This window comes from Cellulomonas sp. NPDC055163 (genome assembly GCF_053607065.1).
Map to the genome: position 1 here is coordinate 94,425 of NZ_JBSGSU010000004.1, position 22,409 is coordinate 116,833.

Sequence of the window (22,409 nt, forward strand, 5' to 3'; positions counted from 1 at the left end):
CCGCATCTTGCCGAGCGCTTCGACGGCGAACGGAGCGACCGCGCGATCGTCCAATAAGCCGATTAGCACATGCTCTATCCGGGAATCTTTCGTTCTAGGCAGCGATGCCACGATGGGTCCCCTTGAGGCGCCAGCGGATCGGTCGACCGCCAGCGCAATAAGATCGTCTGCTATCGATGGACTTGCCAGACGCGCTAGGCACGCGGCTACAGCCTCTCGAAACATCTCTGTCGGAGGCGCACCGTCGTCGTCGCCCGAGCTCAGCGGGTCCGTGTATTCCGGGGGTTTCCGGAACAGCTCTAGAAGGATGGGTGCCGCTTGGTCTCGGGCGTGCGGCACACCGAGCATGCCCACGATGTCTGCCGCCAAGAAGACGTATTCGGCACGCGGCAGCCAGTCGAGAAGGATAGGAATTGCCAGCCGATATCCACCGGGAGTTCCGGCCAGCTCGCTGAGCGAGTCGTGCACGCGGAACCCGGAGTTTCGCAAAGATTCTAGCAAGTCCTTGGAGTAGTGAGCATATAGTTCTCGTCTAGCGCGCACTTGGGGGTGAGCGTCCACTTCCCGCCGCACGCTGGGGTCGTTGAGCAACCGTTCCACCAGCTCGGCATGCTGACTTTCATCTTCCGGTTCGCTCACTCTAGATCCTCTTGTGCAGTTGGATGGCGCCCGAGTCCACCTTGGCCTGAAGGGGTCGCGATAGTCTAGTGCCTGTGCCGCGGCGCACATATAGATGCATTTGGAGCCGATGCTTCTTCGCGTAGTCGAGATAATCCTTGATCTGCGTGGAAAGGTGTTGGTACTTTACGTTTTTTACCTCACCGATGATTCCGCGCCCGAGGTCTAGTTCGTCAGGCGTGCGCGATCGACCGTTAACGGTGATCGAAGCATTATTCTTCCGGATTCCTGCCGCCACTTCGCCTGCTTTTCCAACTTCGCATGCTGCCCTCCCAGCTGCGTTGTGAACGAGCACGTCGATGCCCGGGGTTGGTGCGACAAAGTACGTGTGCACGTTGGCCACGGAAAGGTTGTAAACGATGTGATCATCGAAAGTGCCGAGATCTTCGACCCGCTCAACCTTGATCTTTGAGCCGAGGGTTGTGCGCAGGACGTCGTTTTTGCCGAGGCTTTCAGCGGCAATCCAGCCCTCTTGGTTTCCGGACGGCACGAAGAATGGGTGGTTTCCAGTCACGACGATCGGAACGTCCGGAGCGTCCTGGAGGTAGATCTCGTATAGGTGCTTGAGGCCGCTGCTCTTGATCGGTGTCACGACTGGTTGCGCCGAGTCAACCCCGGTGAGCGGGTCGCTGGCTAGGACGAGGTCCCCGACAGCGATCGTTTCGATGGTCTTGTACGAGCCGTCCGCCATGGCGACGGGTGTTCCGGGCTCGAAACTGCAGCCAGGGGCGGCCCTTTGTGCACGTGCGATTCGCTGAGTTGCACCCGCAGCCTTTCTGCCTGCGGCGACACCACGTAGGGCCTTTGCTGCCCCAGCGACAGCTCCGAGGCCGACGAGCCCTAGTACCGCGCCGCCCGCGGCGGCCAGAGCCTTTTGCTTGTCGCCGGTGGCCAAGTACGCGACGGCTGACACGCCGCCAGCGACAGCTCCGACCGGTCCGGGAATCATGGAGGCAACCTCACCGACGACGGCGAGCGTCTTCAGTGCGCCCTTCCAGGAGAACGTGCCAGCGAGGTCGGTGCAGTTCACGGGGTCGGCGTTGCAGTAGTCGTACGCCGAGGCCGATCCACCCGCGACTGGGTCGACGGACAGGAATCGTCCTGTGGCCGGGGAGTACAGGCGGACGCCCATGAGGATGACGCCGCCGAGAGCTTCGGCGGACCGCTGCGCGGCGCCGAGCCATCCGTACCGCGTCGGCGGGCCGGTTGTCGCGCCGGCTCCGGAGAGTGGTTGCGGGACACCGAACTCGTCGTAGGACTTGGGGCTGAAGGTGGTCCAGGTCGCTTCTACGGCGTTTTTGTCGATCTCGAGGTTCGCGATGACGTCGCCGTGCAAATCAACGAGATGGAGCACTCGACCGAGCTTGTCCTTCGCTGCGTTCTGTCCCTTCGTAGTCACGGCGAGGGCGCCTTCGACGCCTGCGACGTAGCGGGTGAGGTCGTCGGGCAGCGTTGAATCTTCCTGGATCCAGGTCGGCTCGTCGGAGTCGGACCCGTAGTGCGAGATCTTCTTGATCTGCGACGCCCAGCCCTGCGTGCCGTTGGAGTCCGTGACCCACTTGAACGATTCGAAGGAGGAGCGCCGCTGGAGGGGGTCCAGCTTCCACGTGAACTGCTCGGTCCCCTCCTGGGTTTGAGAGGCGATGAGGTCGTTGACGTAGAACCCGTTCGTCACCTTCGCCGATCCGTCAGGGGTTGCCATCGATGTGACTCGTCCGAGCGGGTCGTACGTCCACGACGACCCCTCCGTGCCCGGGCTGGTCTTGAGCCGGTCCGCGGTGTCGTACGTTGACGCCGCGGTCGGGGTCGGTTCCGCGCACGGCTGGCCGGTGACGCCCGTCATGGTCCCGAACGAAGTCCGGTTTGCCGATGCTGGGTTCGTCTGGCTGGCGTACCCGTAGGTGCGCGTCGTACAGACCTTCGTGGCCGAGGTGTCTTCCACCCTCGTCAGCCGGCCGAGCCGGTCGTACTCGTAGTCCCGCTGACCGGTGTTCGAGGAGTGCCGGACCCACTGGCCGCGGTGGTTCTCAATCACCGCGTCACCGGCGATGGGTTCCCCGTCGCGTGTGCGGGTGTAGCTGCGGGAGACCGGGACCCGCGCTGGGTCGTACCCGATCGACAGGGTCACACCGCCGGGGAGCTTCTGCGTCTGGAGTTGACCATCGGGCCCCCAGGTCGCTTCGAAGTCGCCGGCGACGGAGTCGGAGAAGGACGTGACGAATCCGCGGGGGTCCTTGGCTCTGTCGTAGGTGTACTTCGTCTCGCCGATCGTGCGAGTGCCGAGCTTCTCCGTCGTGGTGTCAGGGTTGCCGTACCGGTCGTAGGTGGTGATGGTGGTCGCGCCGGTGGCGTCGGTGTAGGTCACGAGTCGGCTGAGCTTGTCGTAGGACTTCCTCACAGCGGCGATGACGCCGGTGGCGTTGACCGACCGGTTCTCGGTCACTTCTCCGGTGGCCGGGTCATAGACCGTCTCGGTCTTCTCGATGGGGGTGCCTACGCCGGTGCCGCTGCCGGTGATTTGGACTGCCGTGACCCGGTCGGCTTCGTCGTAGTCGGTGATGGTGGTCCGACTCTGGGTGATGGTTGCACCGGCCACCGGGCCAGTGGCGGAGTCCTTGATGATCCGGGGGGACCCGAACTGGTTGTACTCCGCGACATGCTTGACCGGCAGGGTGGTGGACATCCGGGTCGGGTCGTGGCCGGTCACGGGACCGGCCATCTTGGTCAGGCAGGGTTGCCCGGCCCACTCGGGGTGGTTCCCGCAATCGATGCCATCGACCACCTGGGCTCCCGCCACGTATAGCACGGTCATGGTCGTGGATGGGTCCGCGCCGTTGGATCCGGGCTTGCTCGAGCGCAGGGGGCGGCCCTTGCGGTCGTACACGACGGTCGAGGTCAGGGCCGTGGGCCGGCCGGCGTCGATCGTGATGGCGGTCGGCTGCTTGTGCACCCACCCCGAGGTCGGGTCCAGGTCGTCGATTGTCTGGTCGATCGGGTCGTACTTGTGCTTCGTCACTGTGACGTCCTGGAGTGCACCTGTCACGAGGTCGGCTCCGGGTAGCAGCGCACCAGAGGTCAAGGTGGTCGGGAGGTGGTAGGCGACACCGTCGGGCTTGTCCTCGTCGTACGTCGTCCGGGTCACCGGGAACATCGTGAGGAGCTTGTCCGGGTCGTTGCCGTCCGCGAGTCGCTGAGCCGGGCCGCGGGATGCGATGACGTCCAGGCCGTCGGCGGAGTACACGGTGCGCGAGTCCAGCGCCTGCGACAGGTGGACCGATGCGTCTGGTGCAGTGAGGTTCGTCAGCTGCCAGTCGTGCAGGCAGTGGTAGGTCTGTCCTTGGCTGTTGATGCACGGCTGGTTCTTGCCCAGGGCGAGCAGCCGGTTGCTCGCGTCGAGGGTCCGTACGACGTTGCCAAATCGGTCGTACTCGGCGGTGGCGATGAAGCCCTCAGCCGGGGCGCCCTTGCTCACCGGGCTGGCGGTGTTGACCTCGCGGCCGTCGGCGTTGAGGTAGTGCACCGTGGCGGGCCTGTAACCGGACGGGCCGGGACTGGTGACTGTGGCCGTCGCGTTCGCGACGTTGGGTGGGTCCTGGGGTCCGAAGATGGCGGTGGCGTCCGTTGGCCCGTCGGTCTGCGACCACGCGGCGAGCTGAGCAGGCCCAAGGTCATACGGGCCACCCTTCGCGATGGTCAGCGGCACCTTGTAGACGACCGAGGACTCGTTGAGCACGTCCTTACCGTTGGCGTCCGTGAGCCACTGCGTGGCCGACCCAGGTACCAGCGTGCGCCGGGAGACCTTGTGCAGGCGTCCGCTCAAGGAGTCGATGAAGTCGCCGGTGCCGGTGGTCGTGCCCCCGGCCTTGCCGTAGGTAAAGCGGAAGGGCTCCTCGCCGGGTCCGGTGACAGCGGTGACCTTGCCGGTGCCGTCCTCGTGGTACTCGTACACCGTGACCTGGTCCCCGGCCGCCGGCGCCTTCTCTGCCTTGTTCGGCGGGTTCAGGCGCGGGTCCCAGACCTGGATCAGGCGTCCGGTGCTGTCGTACCGGTACCGCGCGACCACGACGTCCGCCACGACGCCTGCCGGCGTGGTGGTCCACAGCTTCAGGGCCTCGACCTGCCCGGCGAAGCTGCCCAACGTCCCGGTGGTCCCGGTGCCGGTGGCTGTGGTGGTCTGGGCGTAGACGAGCTCGAGGACCTCGCACCCGCGGACGGGGGTGGCGCTGGTGCAGGCGTCGGTCTTGGTGGGCCAACCGTCGACGCCGTCCTCGATGGGGGCGATGATCCGCTTGAGCCGGACCTGCCCGCCCACGAGCTCGTAGACGTGCCGGGTGGCGCTGGTAGTGCCGGGTGGGGAGGTGCTGCGCACGGGGAAGGTGGTAGCGGCGGGGTTGTCGCGGGCGAAGTCGGTGACCGTGCCGTCGAGCTCGGTGACCCGCCAGCTGTTGGTCGAGGTGACGGTGAGGGTCAGGTCACCGGCGCCGGGTTCGGGCCACCACTGGGTGCCGTTGCCGGAGGTGAACCAGACCTCTCCCCCACCGGCCAGGTGCACGGCGGCGACGTCGTCGTAGGGCTTCGACACGTGGGTGTAGGCGGTCCCGGCGGCAGCGTCGGCGGTACCGATGGCCCACTGCTTGCCGAACGGTGCCCACAGCTCGCGCACGGAAAGGTCGTCGAAGAAGACGACCTTGGCCGGGTCGGAGTGCCCGTTGTAGAGCCGCACGAACGACTCCGTGGCGCCGGAGGGGATGGTGACGTCGACGGTGAGCTGCTGCCAGGCATCGACCAGGGTCGGGCGCGGGGTGAGCATCTTGTCCGCGACCGGCACGGTGTAGTTGCCGTCGGGCTTCTTGGCGAACACCGCCATACTCAGGGCGCGATCGTTCGTGCTGCCCAGCCCGGTGGCGCTGGGGACGTAGATCCAGCCCGACACCCGGTAGGTGCGGCCGGGTTCCATCACCGTGGTGGTACCGACATCACCGCCGAGGGAGACGTAGGAATCGCCCACCCCGCTCCGCGGGGTGATCTTGAACGAGGTCGCCTTCTTGGCCGGGTCGGTCGGGTCGAGGGTGTCGGAGTGGAAGCGCGTGGTGTCGATCGCGACGTCGGCGGAGCCACCTACCCCGGTCAGGGCGCTGGCATCGCGCTGGGTGGCGGTCAACCGGTCGACCTGCAGCTGGTAGCCGGAGTCGGTGTCCCTCGAGGAGGTGGTCCGGGCCAGGGTCAGGCCGAACTCCTCGGCGTCGGTGACCGACAGCCCGTAGTCCCCGGTCAGCAGGTTCACCGATCCCGGGCCGACGCTCGCGGTCGCGGCCCCGTCGGCGTCGGGGTCCACGATGAGGGTGACCCAGTTGGTGTCGGCATACAGCCCGCCGCCTTGGGCGTCGGTGGCCACGACGGCACGGACCTGGATCGGCCCGCCGGTTGCGCCGAGGGTCTTGGCCACATCCCACGTCGTGTACCCCGCGTTGGCGGGCATGGGTGCGAACCCGGCCGCGGACAGCCACGACGCTCCTGCCCATGGGGTGCCGGACGATGACGTCAAGTACCCGGGCAGGACATCCTTGATGTCGACGGGCAGGGAGTCCGGGCCGCGGCGCCACTGGAACTTCACGTGCGTGAACCCCGGCTCACCGGTGACGTACAGGCGCGCGTGGTTGACAACCCGGGTGTTGTCCTCCGGGGTGACGATCCCGGCGCGCCCGACGTAGAAGACGTGCTCGACAACCCCGGACTTGTTCCCGGCCCGGTCGATCGCCTGCACCCGCAGCACGTGCCGCCCAGGGGTGGCGGGTGTGGCCTTCAGCAAGGCCTCGCCGGTCGACCCCGGCTCGGCGAGGAACTGGTTGGGGTCCGGTGCCTTGTCCAGGCCCCAGATGAACCCCCGCAGCGTCGTGTCGTAGGCCCCGGACGGCTTCAGCAGGAACGATCCCTCGCGGCCCGCTGCTCCCTTCCATGCCCCGCCGGTGGGGTAGTCATCGGACCGGATGGTCGGGGCGAGCGGGTTCTTGGTGTCGATGTCGAACCACGCCCACGGCGCCTGAGGGCCCATGACGCAGCAGTCCCCCGAGCTGACCGTCCACGCATACGGCGTGCCCTCGTGCAGGTACCCGGGCTCGACCGCGAGAGCGACGTCCGTCCCGGCCGATCCGGCGACCACCCGGTCGTAGACCAGGACCCCGTCGGTGCCGCGCTGGATGCGGAAGTGGGCGTTGAGGCCACCGCCGTTGGTGTCGGTGATGGTGGCGCGCAGCGTCGGGGTCAGCGTGGGGGCCGACGCCCCGCCGGCGTTGATCCCGGCGTTGTCGATGCGCAGGTTCGTCGGGGCGTTCGGGGTGTGGTTGTAGTTGACCCAGATGGTCGGGATCAGCGCCCCGTAGTTCGACGACAGGAACCGCTTGTAGGAGAAGTTGTCGGACTCGTTCTCCGCCCGCAGCCCGACGTGCCCTTCGATCTCCCCGTCCGCGGCCCACTTCTGGGCGAAGCTGGTGATGTTCGCGTAGGACCAGGACCCGGCGCACGCCGACGAGTACCCGTGGGTCTCGTTGCTGGTCGCGAAGTGCTGCGCCCAGCCGGGCTGGTTCGCCCACGTCGACCCGTACCCCGAGGGGTAGGTGTTCCACACCTGCCAGTTCCGGTTCTGGCACGACCAGGAGTAGGAGTTGAACAGCTCCAGGCGCGCCTCGTAGACCGTCGCGCCGGCGAACTGGCCCACCGGGAAGTTCAGGTAGGACCGGGTGATGTTCGTCCCGCTGTTGTACGTCCCAATGTGCAGCTCGGCTTCCTCCGACCGGTTGTCGGAGTAGCCCTTGATGACGTAGGTGTCCCAGGACGTCTCGATCGTGACGCCCGGGTCGACCACCACCGGGTACGTCGTGTCCGGGTCCTGCAGGAAGTCCTCACTCGGTGCGAGCTCCACCGCGACCTCGGCGGCGGCAGTCTGCTGCACGTCACGTGGGACCTCCACAGCCTCTGCGAGCGGGTCCACCCGCCCGTCCCCCACCACCGGGCTTGCGATCGACTCCGAAGCGGGGTCGTCCGCTGGGGCGGTCCCGTCCCGCTCCGCGATGAAGTCCGGCATCGGGGCCAGGGCCGGGGTGTCCGCGTCCTCCGCAGGGCGGGGCTCGGTGACGGGGAACGCCCGACCGGCATCGGAGTCCGCGTCCCACATCGCCGGGACCGCCGCCCGCGCCACTATCTGCCCGGCGTCGCTGTGCACGCTGAGCGACCCGTCCGGGGCGACCTCGACCTTCTCCCCGTCGGTGGTCACGGTCAGCGGGAACGTCAGGTCGGCGTCGCCGGCGGGGCGCTCGTGCACCACGAAGAACTGCTCGAACCCCGTGCTCGTCGCCTCGATCACCAGGTCCGTGCCCGGCTCCACCGACTCGTACGTCGCCCGGCGTCCCTCCAGGCGCGGCGCGGGCAGCTCTCCCTCCCACGCCACCCGGGTCACCGTGCCCGTCACCGGATCGCTCACGCTCGCGATCTCCACCGACGGCACGTCCACCGCGGCCGCGGCCGCGGAGCCCTCGGCCCCCGTCACCGGCTGGTCGCCGCCCGCAGTCGGTGCGGGTGTGGGGCTCGCCGACGGGTTGAGCGGAGACGCAGGCGCGTCCGCAGCGGGGGTGCTCGAGCTGGGGGACGGGGCAGGGGCCACCTCGCTGGCGGCCTGCTCCGATGCCTGCGCGTCCCGGGCGGCGGCAGGGTCCGTGCCACCGGACAGCACGAGGTTGGCCACCTGAGCCACCGGGCGCACCAACCCGTCCTCCCCGACCACCAGGGTCAGGTCGACCGGCGCCCACTCCTCCTCACTGGTCCCGTCCCCGCCGAGGCGCACCCACACCGGGCCCGAACCCTGTCCCGACGCCAACGACCCGTCCGGCAGCGCGAACACCGACCCGGCGATCGTGCGCTCACCCAGGACCTCGACCCGCTCCCCCGTCAGGCGAGCAATCGCCCTCGCACTGACCAGGTCCGCGGCAGTCAGCGGCCCCGCCTGCGCGTCCGACGCCGCAGCGGGCGAGGTGTTCGCCGATGGCGCCGGCTCAGGGACCGTGGCCCGCGCAGGGGCTGCGGCGCCCGTCGTGACCACCAGGCCGGCCAGAGCGGCGAACGCCGCGCCCGGAACCACCCGACGCCACGACTGCGGCACACCGAACACGTGGACAAGAGCGCTCACGCGCAGCCCCCTGCATCAGCGCGACACCCCCGCCGCGCACCCCTGGCACCGCACCGGCCGAGCTCGGCGAGCTCCCAGCCCCGGCACAGCGCTCACCTGCAGCTCGATGACGGTGACCGGGAAGTTACCAGCCAGTCACCCGGTCGCAGGAAGCTGTCACCCAGGTGGCGCACCAGGACGCGCTCTACTCTCGCCGCTCCGGCGCCCGAGGCCATGGGACGCCCCACCTCGCCGTCGCCGGCCACACCGCCGCAGCAGCGTCCCGCGGGCAGTCTCCGAGCGCTCGCCGCACGACGTAGGCGAGCGCCTCGTTCGGGGGCATGCCCTCCCCGTTCGGGTCCATGACCCGCACGTCCGGCACGCCGTCGACCACCTCGCACAGGACGTCCGGGCCACCGCCCTCGACCTCGACGGACACGTGGTACGAACCGTCCCCGGGCTCGTTCACCCGAACCGGCGTGACCTCGGCCTCCGCGTCGATCCCCTCGGCGGCCAGGCGCGTGACGACCTCGAGGGCGAACGCGTAGGCCGACGACTCACGTGTGCGCTGCTCGGGCGTGCGCTCGTCCGGCGCAAACGCACCCGTGTCGGTCGTGCCGTCGTGCCCGTCGTGCACCCCCACGCTCACACCGTCCGGTGCAGGTGCCGCTCGACCACGGCGGGCGGCGCCCCCGCCTGCTGCAGCGCCCGCGCCGCGCGTGCGTGCAGGTCGCGGCGCTCCGCCGGGTCCAGCCCGGCGTACAGCGCGGTGCGCACGAGGTCGTGCCGGAACGCGAGCCGGTCGCCGCGCGCGTGCACCACTCCGGCGGCGAGCGCGTGCCGCAGGATCCGCCAGCAGTGCGCGACGGGCAGGTCCGCGAGCTCGGCGAGGTCCCCGACGACGAACGACGAGCCGAGCACGGAGGCCCGGGCGAGCAGCGCGACGACGTCCGCGCCGAGGTAGTCGAGGCGCGCGACGACGAGGGTGTCGAGCGGCGCCGTCCAGCCGTCGTGCGCGACGTCGACGCCGCCCGGCGGGGTGGGCACGAGCGCGTCGGCGTCCTGGAGGGCGCGGACCAGGTCGGCGACGAAGCGCGGGTTGCCGCCCGTGGTCGCGAGCGCCCCGCGCAGCGCCGGCCCGGCGGGCGCGCCGATCCGGGACTCGGCGAGCTCCACGACCGCGGCGGGCGCGAGCGGGCGCAGCTCGACGTACCGGGCGCCGGCGCGCGTCCAGGCGGCGACGACGGTCGCGAGCTCGGCGCCGCGCGGCACGGGCCGCATCGTCGCGAGCAGCAGCGCACGCTCGACGGTCCCCTCGCGCGCGAGCCGGTAGAGCACCGCGAGCGACGCCTCGTCGGCGAGGTGCAGGTCGTCGAGCACGAGCAGCCAGGGGCCGGAGTCGCCGCGGCGGCGGACGAGCGCCGTGAACAGCTCCTCGGTGCGGGCGACGACGGCGGGTGCCGCGGGGGCGTCGCGCGCACCGTCGAGCAGCGCGGCGAGCTCCTCCTCGACGGGCGAGGGCGCGCGGGACGGCACCGGGCCCAGGGCGTCGTCGGTCCCGTGCTCCGGGCGCGGGGACAGCAGGGCCTCGGCGAGCAGCGCGAACGGGCGGCGCGGGACCGCGGACGCCGACGCGCCGCGGACCTCGAGGCCGAGCAGGTGCGCGGTGGTCCGGACCGCGTGCGCGATCGACGACTTGCCGACGCCGGCCTCGCCCTCGAGCAGCATGATCGAGCCGCTCCCGGCGGACACCGACGACAGCGCGTCGTCGAGGTCGTCGAGCTCGGGCCCGCGCCCGACGAGCGGCCGATCGCGACCGGGCTCGCCGTGAGCACTCATGAGGCCGATGGTAGGTCCTGCGCACGCTGCGGGCCGGGCGGCGCGAGCACGGTCGTCGCGCTGGTCAGCGGTCCAGCAGCCCGCCGCGCAGCTCGGCGCAGCGGCCCGGGCGCGCGTGCGGCCCGGTCAGCCGACGTACTCCCAGTGCCACGCCTCGGGCTTGCTTCCGGTCGCGCGGGCCCACTCGGGGAGCGTCCAGCCGAACTCGTCGGCGTTCGCGACGAGCCAGCGGTGCTGCCGCGTGCCGAACGTCTGGATGCCGCCGCCGAGGTCGACGGCCGTGCCGAGCCCGTGGTTCGAGGTCCCGGGGGCCGCGCACAGGCTGCCCTTGGTGCGCGTGCACGCGTACTGCCCGGCGAGCGAGCGGTAGGAGTCCGAGATCGAGATGTGCACGCCGAACGCGTCGACGTACGCAGCGTCGAGCAGCTCGAGCTGCTCGGCGGCGTCGCAGCGCAGCTCGTGCGCCGTGTCGAAGTCGAGCGCGCACAGCGCCGACTCGGGCACCTGGCCGTTGCCGTACTTCTCGAGCGAGGTGCGCCACGCGGCGCGCGTCGCGGCCTGCTCGGCGGCGACCCGCGCCGCCTCGGCCGCCGCGCGCTCCGACTCGGCGGCGGCAGCGGCCTGGACGCCCGCCGCGACCTCGACGGCGGCGGAGTTGGCCTCGGCGACGAGCTCGACCTGGGCGGACGCCTGGGCGACCTTCTCGACGGCCTCGCGCAGACGAGCCGTCGTGGCGTCCTCGGGCCCCTGGGGGACGTCGACGCCCGCGACCCGCGCGGGGACCTCGGTGGTGACGATGGACCTCTCGGGCACGGCGGACGCGGTGCCCGAGGGGGTCGGCGTCGGCGTCGCGGCCGGCGCGTCGGACGGGAGCGGCGCGGGGGCCGGCTCGGCTGCGCCCTCGGTCGGCGACGGCGCGGACGCGGCGAGCGGTGCGGCGGGGCCGGTCGCGGCGGGCTCGGGGGCCCGCGCGGGGTCGGCGGCGCTCTCGGCGCGGGCGATCTCGAGGAGCTCACCGAGCTCGGCGACGGCCTCGTCGAGCGGCGCGACGACCTCGGGGGTCAGCGCGGCGGCGTTCGCGGTCTCCCTCGCGACCTGTGCGCGGGCGGCCACGGAGTCGGCGACCTGGACGACGGCGGCGCGGCGCTCGGTGAGCGCCGCCTCGGTCGCCTCGGCAGAGGCGACGAGCTGCGCCTGCGCCTCCTGGGCCTGCTCGGTGGCCTGTCGCTGCGCGGTCACGTCGGCCATGCTCGGCACGGTGAAGGCGTAGGCGCTGACGCTGAGCGTCATGGCGACGGCGACGGCACCGCGGGCCACCCGGACTGCGGTGGCGCGCGGCTGGGCGGCGGCTCCGGCGCGGGGGGCAGCGTGCCGCCCACCGCGTGCAGAGCGCCGCGTGGTCGGCAATCTGTCACTCACACGTAACACGTTATGTGTATCGGACGGCGGTCCTCGACCCTTGAGGGTGAGTTTCTTTGTGGGTCTCGTCACGCTTCCGTGACAGATTGCCCCTCCCCTGTCCGATGTGTCCCGGCTACGCTTCTGGACGTGGACTCAGGGGACCTCGAAGCCGCTCAGGCGCCCGGACGAGCGGCGCACGCCGCACCGGACGCACCGCTCACCCGTGCACAGATCCGCGCCCGGGAGAGGGCGGCCGAGCCGCAGGGCCTCGACGACCTCTACGACATCGGACGCCTCGCGGACCGGCTCGGCGTCGAGCACGCGACCATCCGCGTCTGGCTCTCGCGCAAGGTCCCGTGGCTCCCCGCGCCCGACGGCCGGCTCAACGGCGGTGCCGTGTGGCGGGCGTCGACCCTCGAGGGGATCGAGCAGCGGCGCACGCCCGGCCGTCCCGGCCGCCGGCCCCGCACGGTCGCCCAGCTCATCTCCGAGACCCAGTCGATCCCGGTGGTCTCCGTGCAGGCCGTGCTCGACCCGCTGCCCACCGCCACCGGGCAGCTCCCGGTCGTCGCACCCGCGCCCTGATCGCCTCGGGGCACCGGAGCCGGCACCGGAGCCCGGCACCGGCACCGCCGCCCGGCCCGCGCCGGACGCTCCCCGCTGACCCTCCCGGCCCCGCGCCGGCCGGCTCCCCTCGCTGACACTGCGGTCTGCGCGGACACCCGCGGTCCGCGCGCCTACGCTCGACGGATGACGGGTGCGGGCGGCCACCGGCCGGACCCCCTCGAGCGGGCCGACGACGTCGCGCAGGCGATGCGCGACCTGGACCGGCGCGCGTTCCTGCCGCCCGACCAGCGCCCGCACGCGCACGAGGACCGGCCCCTCCCCCTCGGCCACGGACCGACGTGCTCCCAGCCGAGCACCGTCGCGACGATGCTGCGGTGGTTGCGCGTCCCCGTCGGCGCGCACGTGCTCGACGTCGGTTCCGGCTCGGGGTGGACGACGGCGCTGCTCGCCCGGCTCGTCGGGCCGCAGGGCGAGGTGCTCGGGCTCGAGCTCGAGCCGGGGCTCGCGCGGTGGGGTGCGGAGAACCTCGCCGCGACCCGGCAGCCGTGGGCGCGGATCGAGCCCGCGACGCCGGGCACCCTCGGGCGCGAGGCCCCGGACGGCTGGACGCGCATCCTCGTGTCCGCGGCCGCGCCGCGCCTCCCGCACGCGCTGCTGCGGCAGGTCGCCGACGGCGGGCGCGTCGTCCTCCCGGTGCGCACGACCCTCTGGGTCGTCGAGCGGCGCGGCGCGACGTTCGTGCACCGCCGGCTGGGCAGCTACGCGTTCGTCCCGCTGCGCTGACCGGGGTCCGCGTACGGCCGCGAGCACCTCGACGCGACACGGAGTCGTACTCGGCAGTAACTCGTGGTGCGCGAACGGGTGACGAATCACCCGTTCGGGATTACCGTCACCCCGGGGGCCGTCCCGCGATCCGGGACACCACGACACTCGGGCGGCGCCGCAGTCCTCACCACGCCTTCACCCGCCCCGCCCAGGAGTGAGCCCATGACGCCTCGCCCGCTGCTCTCCGTGCTGACGACCCTCGCGCTCGCCGCGACGTCCTGCCTCGTCGGCGCCCAGGTCGCCGCTGCAGCCCCCGACCCAGGCTCACCCGGCGGACCGGGCGGCGCCGTCGCGTCGGGCAAGGACCTGTCCCGCGCGAAGGTGAGCCGCAGCGTCCTCGACGCCGAGGGCACCATCACCGCGTTCGTCGAGCTCGACACCCCGTCGGGCCTCGACGTCGTCGAGGACGGCGGCACGCCCGCTGAGGTCCGCACCGCGGCCGAGCAGGTCGAGGAGCTCGCTGCGGACGTCGTCCCCGACCGCGTCGCCGCCCGCGCCGCGACGCCCGCGCCCCAGCGGATCGCCACGCTGTCCAACGTCGTCTCCGGCACTCTCGTCACCGGCGACGCCGCGACGATCAGCGCGCTCGCCGCGTCGGACGACGTCGTCTCGATCCGCCGCGTCACGCCCAAGACGCCCGACAACCGGAACACCGACGTGCTCACGCGGGCGCTCGAGGTGTGGCAGTCCACCGGCCAGACCGGCGAGGGCATCCGCGTCGGCGTCATCGACACGGGGCTCGACTACACGCACGCGTCGTTCGGCGGCCCCGGCACGATCGAGGCGTACGACGAGGCCTACGGCGAGGACGGCACGCAGCCGGTGCCCGAGGGCCTGTACGACCCCGAGAAGTTCCTCGGCGGCCACGACTTCGCAGGCCCGCTGTACGACCCGAGCTCCGACCCGATCCCGGGCACGAGCCCGCTCCCGGTGGCCGACGAGAACCCGATCGACAGCCTCTACACGAGCGACAACCACGGTCACGGCACGCACGTCGCCGGCACGGCGGTCGGCTACGGCGTGACCGCGGACGGCACGACGTTCGACGGCGACTACGCCTCGCTCACCGACCTGTCCGACTGGCAGGTCGGCCCCGGCTCCGCCCCCGAGGCCGGCATCTACGCGCTCAAGGTCTTCGGTGACCTGGGCGGCTCCACCGAGCTCACCGCCGCGGCGCTGGACTGGGCCGCGGACCCGAACGGCGACGGCGACTTCAACGACCACCTCGACGTCGTCAACCTCTCGCTCGGTGCCTCGGGAGCCCCCGTCGACGACCCCGACACTCTCGTCGTGAACCGCCTCGCCGACCTCGGCGTGCTCTCCGTGTTCTCGGCGGGCAACTCCTTCGACCTCACGGACATCGGCGGTTCCCCCGGCAGCGCCGCCTCCGGGCTCACCGTCGCGAACTCGGTCGGCACCCCGCTCGACCTGGACGGCGTCGAGGTCACGGTCGGCGCGGACCCGTCGCTCGACGGCACGTACGCCGCCCAGAACAGCATCGCGTACGCCGGCACGGACGACGTCACGGCGCCCGTCGCGTACCTCGGCGACGGGATCGACGGCTGCGAGCCGCTCACCGGGTTCGCCGACGAGCTCGCCGGCAAGATCGCCTACCTGTGGTGGGACGACGACGACTCGGCCCGCCGCTGCGGCAGCGTCGCCCGCTTCAACGCGGCCCAGGCCGCCGGCGCGGTCGGCGTCCTGCTCGGCACCGAGAACACGATCTTCTCGGCCGGCATCTCGGGGAACCCGACGATCCCGGGCGCGCAGCTCACGGCCGCCTCGACCGACGCGCTCCTGCCGGCGATCCAGACCGGCACCGTCACGGCCCACATCGGCCCGTCGCTCGCCGGGACCGTCGAGGACGCGTCCGCGGGCGACGCGCTCAACCCCAGCTCCTCGCGCGGCGCGCACGGCTCGCTCGGCATCCTCAAGCCGGACGTCGCCGCACCGGGCACGAGCATCCAGTCCGCTGCGTCGGGGACTGGCAACGAGTCGCACACTCTCTCGGGCACCTCGATGGCCGCACCGCACGTCGCCGGGATCGCCGCACTGGTCCGTGCCACGAACCCGGGCTGGACGCCCGCGCAGGTCAAGGCGTCGATCATGAACACCGCGACCCACGACCTGTTCACCGGCCCGAACCGGACCGGTGACGTCTACGGCCCCGAGCGGGTCGGCTCCGGCCGGGTCGACGCGGTCGACGCCGTCGCCAACGGCGTCCTCGCCTACGCCTCCGAGGCGCCCGAGCAGGTCTCGGTCGTCTTCGGGATCGTCGACGTCGGTGCACAGACGGTCGTCGAGAAGAAGACCGTCACGGTGACCAACACGAGCAACCGCGCGGTCCGCTACGCGACGTCGTTCGACACGGCCACGACCGCGGGCGGCGCGACGATCACGACCTCGCCGGCGAACCTCACCGTCCCTGCCGGTCAGTCGCGGCTCGTCACCGTGACCCTCACGGCCGACCCCGCGACGCTCGAGCGCGAGCTCGACCCGACGTCCGACGCCGAGCAGGGCGGGGTCCCGCGCGAGTACGTCGCCACGGTCTCGGGGCGTCTCGTGCTGACGACCGACGGCAGCGAGCTGCGGGTCCCGGTGCACGCCGCACCGCGCCTCGTGAGCGACCTGACCGCGCAGCCCGTCGAGTTCGCCGACGCGGGCGCCACGACCGCGGACCTCGCCCTCACCGGGCGTGGGGTCGCGTCGGGCGGCTGGTACTCGCTCGCCGCACCCCTGGTCCTCGGGGCCACGAGCCCGCAGCTCGAGGACGACCCGCGCGTCGAGACGTCCCCGTCGGCCAACGCCGCCGGTGACCTCCGGTACGTCGGGTGGTCCACGACCGCACCGCAGCGCGCGGCGGCGGGCGGGACCGCCGAGGACGGGTACCTCGGCATCGGCATCGCGACCGAGGGCGAGTGGGCGACCCTGGGCCGGTACACCCTGCCGATCATCGACATCGACATCGACGGCGACGGGACGTACGACACCCAGACCGTCGTGCAGAAGCTCGACGACTCGTCCGACGTCACGGTGCAGGCCACGTTCGACCTCGTGACCGACGACGTCCTCGACGTGCAGCCCGTCAACGGCTACTTCGGCGACGTCGACACCACGGTGTTCGACAACAACGTCGTCGTGGTCCCGCTGAGCCTCGCGGACGTCGGCATCGCGCCGGGAGCGACGCCGACGGTCCGGGTCTGGACCTACTCGGAGTACGCCGCCGACCCCGAGGGTGTCGTCGACGAGGTCGAGCCGTTCACGGTCGACCCGTTCACGCCGCCGTTCTGGTTCGACGCGGGCACCCCGGACACGCTGTGGTTCCTGTCCGGTCCGGACGCGCCGATCACGGTGCACCGCACCGAGGCCGCCAAGGCCGGCGAGTCGCAGCTGCTCGTGCTGCACAGCCGCAACGCCACGACGACGGCGCGCGCGCAGCTCGTCGACGTCACGGTCCCCGAGGCGACGCCCACGACGACGACCCTCAAGGTCGGCGGCTCGGCGAAGGCCGGCGCGGAGCTCACGCTCACCGCCACGGTGACCCCGGCCGAGGCCACCGGCACCGTCCGGTTCCTCGACGGGGACACCGAGCTCGCCGCGGTCGCGGTGCGCTACGGCAAGGCGACCACGAACGTCCGCCTCGGCGCGGGCTCGCACGCGCTGTCCGCGGTCTTCACCCCGGACGGCGGCACGTACGCGGCGTCGACCTCGACGGTCGTCACGACCAAGGTCGCGAAGTCGGGTTCGACGCTCGGCCTCATGCTGTCGAAGGCGTCGGGCAAGCCCGGCGACGCCGTCAGCGCGACCGTGACCGTCAAGGGCAGCACCGCGGCGCCGACCGGCACCGTCGAGCTCCGCGAGGGCAGCACGGTGCTCGGCACGGGCACGCTCGTGACGGACAAGCTGACCGGCACGGTCACGATCGCGCTGCCGACGGACCTCAAGGTCGGCACGCACCAGATCACCGCGGTGTACGTGGGCAGCGCCGACGTCGAGAGCTCGAAGACGCAGCGCTCGTACCAGGTGAAGCAGGCACGTCGCAGCTGATCACCGGGGCCGCCGCACGGCGGCCCGCACGGCAGGGGAGGGGCGCCACCGGCCGGTCCGGGGGCGCCCCTCCGGCGTGCCCGGTGGCCGCCGGGAGGCGGGCGGGACGCCCGCGGGAGGCGGGCGGGACGCGGGCGGAGTGCGGGGGGCCGGGGAACCACCCCCGCGGACGTTCAAGCCGCGGGCACCCGCGACCGATCGAGGCGTCATGACCGCTCACACCCTCGCGCCTCGCCCGGAGGTCGCCCCGCTCAACGCCGCCGAGCTCGTGTTCGTGGCGCAGCACCGCGAGCTCGTCGCCGGCCTGTGCAGCGGCACGGTCACGGCCGAGGCCGTCGGTGCCCTGTACGACCGCGTCCTCGTGACCTGGGCGGCGTCGCCCGCCGAGGACCGCGCCGACGCCGAGCAGCTCGTGCGGGCGTTCGGGATCGCGCTCGGCGACCTCGTCGTCGCGCTCGCGCCCGGGACTGCCTGGGTCTCCTCGACCGACGACGCGGGCACCGAGCTCGCGCTCACCCACCCGGGGGTCGACGTGCTGGTCTACCCGGTCGGGGTCGTGAGCCGCCGGTGGTCGGCCGGCGAGACCGGCTGGCTCGCGGGGTACCCGGACGAGATCGCCCGTGGGCTCGCGGAGCTCGCGGGCCCCGGTGCGACCGCGGTCTCCGGTGACACAGCGGGCTCCGACTCTGCGGGCCTTGGTGACACAGCGGGCGCCGGCACGGCGGCGTCCGACGACGCCGCCGAGCCCGATGCCCTCGCGGAACCCGGCGCCCCCACGGAGTGACGGCCCGGCACCGACGCCCCGCGTGCCCGGCCGCTCAGAACAGGACGTCGAGCTCCGGCTCTGGCTGCGCGCCGCGCGGGACCCGCGCGACCGGGGCCGTGCGACCGCCGGCGGACCGCGTCGCCGTCGCCCGCACCGGCGCCGCAGCCACGGCCACCGTCGCGACGGGTACGGGCCCGGCGGCGCCGACGGTCACCTCGCCGGTCGCCGACGTCCACGTCACGACGACGTCGCCCTGCTGGGCGGCGCGCGCCGCGGCACCGCACAGCGCGTCGGCCCGCTCGTTGAAGTGGTCCCCCTGGTGCCCGCGGACCCAGTGGAAGACGACCTCACCCTCCCGCTCGGCGAGCGCGCGCTCGATGGCCTGCACGAGCCCGAGGTTCTGCACCGGGCCGCCGCTCGCGGTGCGCCAGCCCTTGCGCTTCCAGCCGGCGACCCACACCGACGCGCACTTGATCGCGTAGGTCGAGTCGGACTCGATGCGCAGCGGCTCGAGCCCGGGGTGCGCGAGGACCGCCTCGAGCACGGCCGTGAGCTCCGCGATCTGGTTGGTGCCCGACGCGATGCCGCCCGACGCGGACGAGCCGTCGTGGTTGACCCACGCCCAGCCGCTCGCCCCTCCGGGGTTGCGCAGGCAGGAGCCGTCCGTGCTGACCGTGATCACGCGGACCATTGTGCCGGGCGCCGCCGTCACCTCGGCGCGTCGCACCCGCCGCCGGGTGCCTCGGCCCGGACGTTGACGACGACGAACCGGTTCGTGACCGAGCCGACGAGGCAGCCCCGGCCCACCGGCACGACGACGTCGACCCGGTGCTCGCCGCCCGACGTGACGGACGCGGCCGTCGTGATGTCGGACGGGGCGAAGCCGACTCGGCCGAGGGCCGCGACGACCCCCTCCTCGGTCGGGCCGTCAGGTCCCACGAGGGTGATCAGCGCCTGCTCGACCGCGGCGCGTTCCGGTTCCAGCGAGTCCGCGAGCCGCTCCTGCGGATCGGCTGCGGCCCGGGCCGCGTCCGCAGCGGCCTCCCCGGCCTCGTCGTCGCCGACCCGGTTCTGCTCCATCGCGGCGTCGGGGTCGTACCCGAAGTCCTCGCAGCCCTCGGGCACGTGCTCCGGGACCGTCAGCGGGCAGGCGCCCGCCCGGGGTGCGAGCGAGTCGTCGGGGTCGTAGGTGACGCAGCCCTCGGGCGCCTCCTCGGTCGGGTCGTAGGGGCACGGGGGCGGCGCCTCCTGCGCGCCGGTGACGACGCGTCCGGCGCACCCCGCCAGCACGAGCAGCGCCGCCAGCGCGAGCGCGGCAGCACGGTGCGGGCGGCGGGTCCGGGAGCGCATGCCTGGCATCCTGGCGGACCCGGCATCAGGTGCACCAGGCTTCGGCGGACTGCGGCACGACGGTGCGTCCGTGGCCGCAGCCGGCGCGGACCGTCCTGCGGCCCACCCGATCGGGCGACGGGGCACCCCATCCGCTCACGTCCGTGCAGGTCAGTGCCGATGAGGTGCGCATGACGGCCATCGACGGCAGCACCTTCGACCTCTTCGACGACTTCGTGTCCGGCGACAGCGCGGAGCGCGCCGCGTCACGGCGCAGCTCGGTGCGCCGACTGGCCGTCGTGCTCACCGCGGGTGCGCTCGTCGTGGGTGGCGCGGTCGGCGCCCGGGCCGCGCTCGACGCCCGGGCCACCGAGCCCGCGGTCGTCGCACCCGCGGTCCTGTTCAGGGTGCTCGCGGAGCGGCAGCGCGACACGGACGTCCTCGCGGAGGAGCCCGGCACGGCGCTCCTGGACCCCGCGACCACGCGGTTCCTCGGCGCGACGTCGGCGGGCAGCCACTACCTCGCGGTGCAGGCGACGGGCCTCGTCTGCCTCGTCACGGTGCCGGTCGGCGACGTCGTCGAGATGGGCTGCACCGACCCGGTGGCGAGCGACCACCTGCTCCGCTCCGAGTTCACGTCACCCGAGCCCCAGACCCTCGCGCTCGTCCCGGACGGCCTTGCCCCGGCTGCTGACGGGACCGCGTGGGAGCGCCTGTCGGCCAACCTGTACGTGCGCGACGGCGTGTCGGCGCACTCGTAGCGCCCCGCTCGACCGGCCACCGGTCCGGCGGTCGCTCCTGCGTCCAGGCCAGCGGGCGGCCTGCTGCGCTCACCGAGGCCGCGTCGTCACCGTGACCTCGCCGCCCGTCAGGCTCCGGTCGAGGCAGTCGAGCACCCGGCGCGCGTCCGCCGCGCTCGCCCAGGGCTCGAGCGTGATCGTGGCCGACGACGGCGGCACGTCCGCCGTCATCAAGGACTCGGCGACGGCGTCGTCCCCGCACGCACTCAGGTCGCCCCTCGGGTGGCGGATGCCGATCACCCACGGTCCGCCCTCGGGAGGAGCAGCGGGGACGTCGTCCGGACCACGGGCAGCCACGAGCGACGTGGCGCTCGTCAGCACCGCACCGCCCACCACCGCAGCCGCCACGGCACGCGCACGCGCACGCGCTCAGTCCAGCGTGAGGGCCGTGATCACGCGCGTGACGCTCGACGTCAGCCCCCAGCGCGTCGTGAGCTCGACGAGGCGGTCGGGGTCGGCGGGGGTCGCGGGGAGGGTGTCGTCGACGTCGCCGACCGGGGCGTCCGGCGCGACCCGTACCACCCGGGGCGCGACCGCGAGGTAGTCGGCGGCCTCGACGAGCTTGGACCGCTGGCTCCTGGTCAGCCCCGGGTCGCCCGCGTCGCGCGCCGCGAGGATCCCCGCGAGGTCGCCGTACCGCGCGACGAGCGCCGCCGCCGTCTTCTCGCCGATCCCGGGGACGCCCGGCAGACCGTCGCTCGGGTCGCCGCGCAGCACCGCCATGTCCGCGTACGCCTGACCGGACGCGACCGCGTACTTCTCGCGCAGCCGCGCGGTGTCGACGACCTCGAGGTCCTTGATGCCGCGCTGCGTGTAGAGCACGCGCACGGGCGCGTCGTCGTCCACGAGCTGGAAGAGGTCGCGGTCGCCGGTGATGACGTCGACCGGGGACCGCTGCGCGGCGGGCCGGGCGCTCTCGCGCGCGACGAGCGTGCCGATCACGTCGTCGGCCTCGAAGCCCGGCGCCCCGACGCGCGCGATCCCGAGCGCGGCCAGGACCTCGGCGATGACCGGGACCTGCGGCGAGAGCAGGTCGGGAACCTCCTCGGCCTCCGCGCCGCCCGGCAGCACCTCGGCGACGCGGTGCGCCTTGTACGACGGGATCGCCTCGACGCGGAACGCCGGCCGCCAGTCGTCGTCCCAGCACGCGACGAGCCGCGACGGCCGGTGGTCGGTGACGAGCCGGGCGATCATGTCGAGCAGCCCGCGCACCGCGTTGACCGGGGTGCCGTCGGGCGCCTTGACCGAGTCGGGGACACCGAAGAACGCCCGGAAGTAGAGCGACGCGGTGTCGAGCAGCAGGAGCGGTCGGCGGTCCGTCATGGGCGCAACCGTACGGCGGGACGCGGCGGACCAGAAGCCTGCGGAGCCGGGCGGCACGGGCGGAGGCCACGGCCCGGGCGCCGCCCGCACCGGGCAGGTCGGTGCACCGGCCGGCCGTCGGTGCACCGGCCGGCCGTCGGCGCACCGGGCAGGTCGACGCGCCCGGTGCGGTCGTCCCAGCACCGGGCCGGTCGTCCCCGCACCGGTGTGGTCGTCTCCGTCCCGGGCCGGTGGCACCCTGGACCCATGGCCTCCCCCCGCGCGACGACCGGCGTCGGCGCCTGATGAGCGCCCCGACGAGCTCCGGGGTCGCGACCCGCGTCGACCGCTGGACGTGGGCCGTGCGGCTGTTCCGGACCCGTGCGCTGGCCGCCGCCGCGATCCGGTCGGGGCACGTCAAGGTCAACGGCGACCGCGCCAAGCCCGCGACGCAGGTCAAGGTCGGCGACGAGGTGCGGGTGCGCGAGGGCGGCGTCGAGCGGATCGTCGAGGTCGCGCGGGTCATCGAGAAGCGCGTCGGGGCGGCTCTCGTCGCGGACGTGCTCGTGGACCGGACCCCTCCCCCGCCGAAGCCGACCGAGATCGCGTTCGTCCCGACCCGGGACCGCGGCGCGGGTCGGCCGACCAAGCGCGAGCGGCGCGAGATCGAGAAGTTCCGCGGGCACTGACGCCGCCC

14 protein-coding genes are annotated in these 22,409 nt (G+C 72.8%); 6 read left to right on the forward strand and 8 right to left on the reverse strand.

What is annotated here, in order from left to right:
* Nucleotides 1-640: 640 nt before the first annotated feature.
* The 4 genes from ACWFNE_RS08910 to ACWFNE_RS08925 all read right to left on the reverse strand — a co-directional run bounded on the left by ACWFNE_RS08910 (nucleotide 641) and on the right by ACWFNE_RS08925 (nucleotide 11,965).
* The gene (locus ACWFNE_RS08910) at nucleotides 641-8,857 is read right to left on the reverse strand and encodes a putative toxin (RefSeq protein WP_452122063.1); all 8,217 of its coding nucleotides are present in this window, start codon (nucleotides 8,855-8,857) and stop codon (nucleotides 641-643) included.
* A 184-nt stretch (nucleotides 8,858-9,041) separates the two neighbouring features.
* Nucleotides 9,042-9,479: a hypothetical protein gene (locus ACWFNE_RS08915; protein WP_452122064.1), complete on the reverse strand. Its 438-nt coding sequence runs from the start codon at nucleotides 9,477-9,479 to the stop codon at nucleotides 9,042-9,044.
* 2 nt (nucleotides 9,480-9,481) lie between these two features.
* Nucleotides 9,482-10,675, reverse strand: coding sequence for an ATP-binding protein (locus ACWFNE_RS08920; RefSeq protein WP_452122065.1), 1,194 nt, complete (start codon nucleotides 10,673-10,675; stop codon nucleotides 9,482-9,484).
* 126 nt (nucleotides 10,676-10,801) lie between these two features.
* A complete protein-coding gene (locus tag ACWFNE_RS08925) occupies nucleotides 10,802-11,965 on the reverse strand; it encodes a D-alanyl-D-alanine carboxypeptidase family protein (protein WP_452122066.1) in 1,164 nt (387 codons plus the stop codon).
* A 258-nt stretch (nucleotides 11,966-12,223) separates the two neighbouring features.
* On the opposite strand from ACWFNE_RS08925, the gene ACWFNE_RS08930 reads away from it, so the two are divergent.
* The 4 genes from ACWFNE_RS08930 to ACWFNE_RS08945 all read left to right on the forward strand — a co-directional run bounded on the left by ACWFNE_RS08930 (nucleotide 12,224) and on the right by ACWFNE_RS08945 (nucleotide 18,299).
* On the forward strand, nucleotides 12,224-12,661 hold the full coding sequence (locus ACWFNE_RS08930; RefSeq protein WP_452122067.1) for a hypothetical protein: 438 nt from the start codon (nucleotides 12,224-12,226) through the stop codon (nucleotides 12,659-12,661).
* Nucleotides 12,662-12,826: 165 nt separating this feature from the next.
* Nucleotides 12,827-13,426: a protein-L-isoaspartate O-methyltransferase family protein gene (locus ACWFNE_RS08935; protein ID WP_452122068.1), complete on the forward strand. Its 600-nt coding sequence runs from the start codon at nucleotides 12,827-12,829 to the stop codon at nucleotides 13,424-13,426.
* A gap of 204 nt (nucleotides 13,427-13,630) precedes the next feature.
* Nucleotides 13,631-17,515: a S8 family serine peptidase gene (locus ACWFNE_RS08940; protein WP_452122069.1), complete on the forward strand. Its 3,885-nt coding sequence runs from the start codon at nucleotides 13,631-13,633 to the stop codon at nucleotides 17,513-17,515.
* Nucleotides 17,516-17,723: 208 nt separating this feature from the next.
* Nucleotides 17,724-18,299, forward strand: a complete 576-nt coding sequence (locus tag ACWFNE_RS08945) for a DUF3806 domain-containing protein (protein WP_452122070.1) — start codon at nucleotides 17,724-17,726, stop codon at nucleotides 18,297-18,299.
* A gap of 34 nt (nucleotides 18,300-18,333) precedes the next feature.
* Here ACWFNE_RS08945 and ACWFNE_RS08950 read toward each other — a convergent pair whose 3' ends face one another.
* Both ACWFNE_RS08950 and ACWFNE_RS08955 read right to left on the reverse strand, forming a co-directional pair.
* Nucleotides 18,334-18,972: a ribonuclease H family protein gene (locus ACWFNE_RS08950; RefSeq protein ID WP_452122373.1), complete on the reverse strand. Its 639-nt coding sequence runs from the start codon at nucleotides 18,970-18,972 to the stop codon at nucleotides 18,334-18,336.
* A 17-nt stretch (nucleotides 18,973-18,989) separates the two neighbouring features.
* Nucleotides 18,990-19,631, reverse strand: coding sequence for a hypothetical protein (locus ACWFNE_RS08955; protein ID WP_452122071.1), 642 nt, complete (start codon nucleotides 19,629-19,631; stop codon nucleotides 18,990-18,992).
* Between the two features lie 170 nt (nucleotides 19,632-19,801).
* Between ACWFNE_RS08955 and ACWFNE_RS08960 the strand changes: the two genes are divergently transcribed.
* Nucleotides 19,802-20,371, forward strand: coding sequence for a hypothetical protein (locus ACWFNE_RS08960; protein ID WP_452122072.1), 570 nt, complete (start codon nucleotides 19,802-19,804; stop codon nucleotides 20,369-20,371).
* Between the two features lie 69 nt (nucleotides 20,372-20,440).
* Here ACWFNE_RS08960 and ACWFNE_RS08965 read toward each other — a convergent pair whose 3' ends face one another.
* Both ACWFNE_RS08965 and ACWFNE_RS08970 read right to left on the reverse strand, forming a co-directional pair.
* Entirely contained in the window at nucleotides 20,441-20,758 is a 318-nt protein-coding gene (locus ACWFNE_RS08965) for a hypothetical protein (RefSeq protein ID WP_452122073.1), read from the reverse strand.
* Between the two features lie 21 nt (nucleotides 20,759-20,779).
* Entirely contained in the window at nucleotides 20,780-21,733 is a 954-nt protein-coding gene (locus ACWFNE_RS08970) for a 5'-3' exonuclease (RefSeq protein ID WP_452122074.1), read from the reverse strand.
* A gap of 284 nt (nucleotides 21,734-22,017) precedes the next feature.
* Between ACWFNE_RS08970 and ACWFNE_RS08975 the strand changes: the two genes are divergently transcribed.
* A complete protein-coding gene (locus ACWFNE_RS08975) occupies nucleotides 22,018-22,401 on the forward strand; it encodes an RNA-binding S4 domain-containing protein (RefSeq protein ID WP_452122075.1) in 384 nt (127 codons plus the stop codon).
* Nucleotides 22,402-22,409 lie beyond the last annotated feature (8 nt).

Bases quoted from the DNA above. Each gene is read 5' to 3' on its own strand.
- ACWFNE_RS08920 (WP_452122065.1), bottom strand. From the start codon at position 10,675: ATGAGTGCTCACGGCGAGCCCGGTCGCGATCGGCCGCTCGTCGGGCGC.
- ACWFNE_RS08925 (WP_452122066.1), bottom strand. From the start codon at position 11,965: ATGACGCTCAGCGTCAGCGCCTACGCCTTCACCGTGCCGAGCATGGCC.
- ACWFNE_RS08935 (WP_452122068.1), top strand. From the start codon at position 12,827: ATGACGGGTGCGGGCGGCCACCGGCCGGACCCCCTCGAGCGGGCCGAC.
- ACWFNE_RS08940 (WP_452122069.1), top strand. From the start codon at position 13,631: ATGACGCCTCGCCCGCTGCTCTCCGTGCTGACGACCCTCGCGCTCGCC.
- ACWFNE_RS08945 (WP_452122070.1), top strand. From the start codon at position 17,724: ATGACCGCTCACACCCTCGCGCCTCGCCCGGAGGTCGCCCCGCTCAAC.
- ACWFNE_RS08950 (WP_452122373.1), bottom strand. From the start codon at position 18,972: ATGGTCCGCGTGATCACGGTCAGCACGGACGGCTCCTGCCTGCGCAAC.
- ACWFNE_RS08955 (WP_452122071.1), bottom strand. From the start codon at position 19,631: ATGCGCTCCCGGACCCGCCGCCCGCACCGTGCTGCCGCGCTCGCGCTG.
- ACWFNE_RS08960 (WP_452122072.1), top strand. From the start codon at position 19,802: ATGACGGCCATCGACGGCAGCACCTTCGACCTCTTCGACGACTTCGTG.
- ACWFNE_RS08970 (WP_452122074.1), bottom strand. From the start codon at position 21,733: ATGACGGACCGCCGACCGCTCCTGCTGCTCGACACCGCGTCGCTCTAC.
- ACWFNE_RS08975 (WP_452122075.1), top strand. From the start codon at position 22,018: ATGAGCGCCCCGACGAGCTCCGGGGTCGCGACCCGCGTCGACCGCTGG.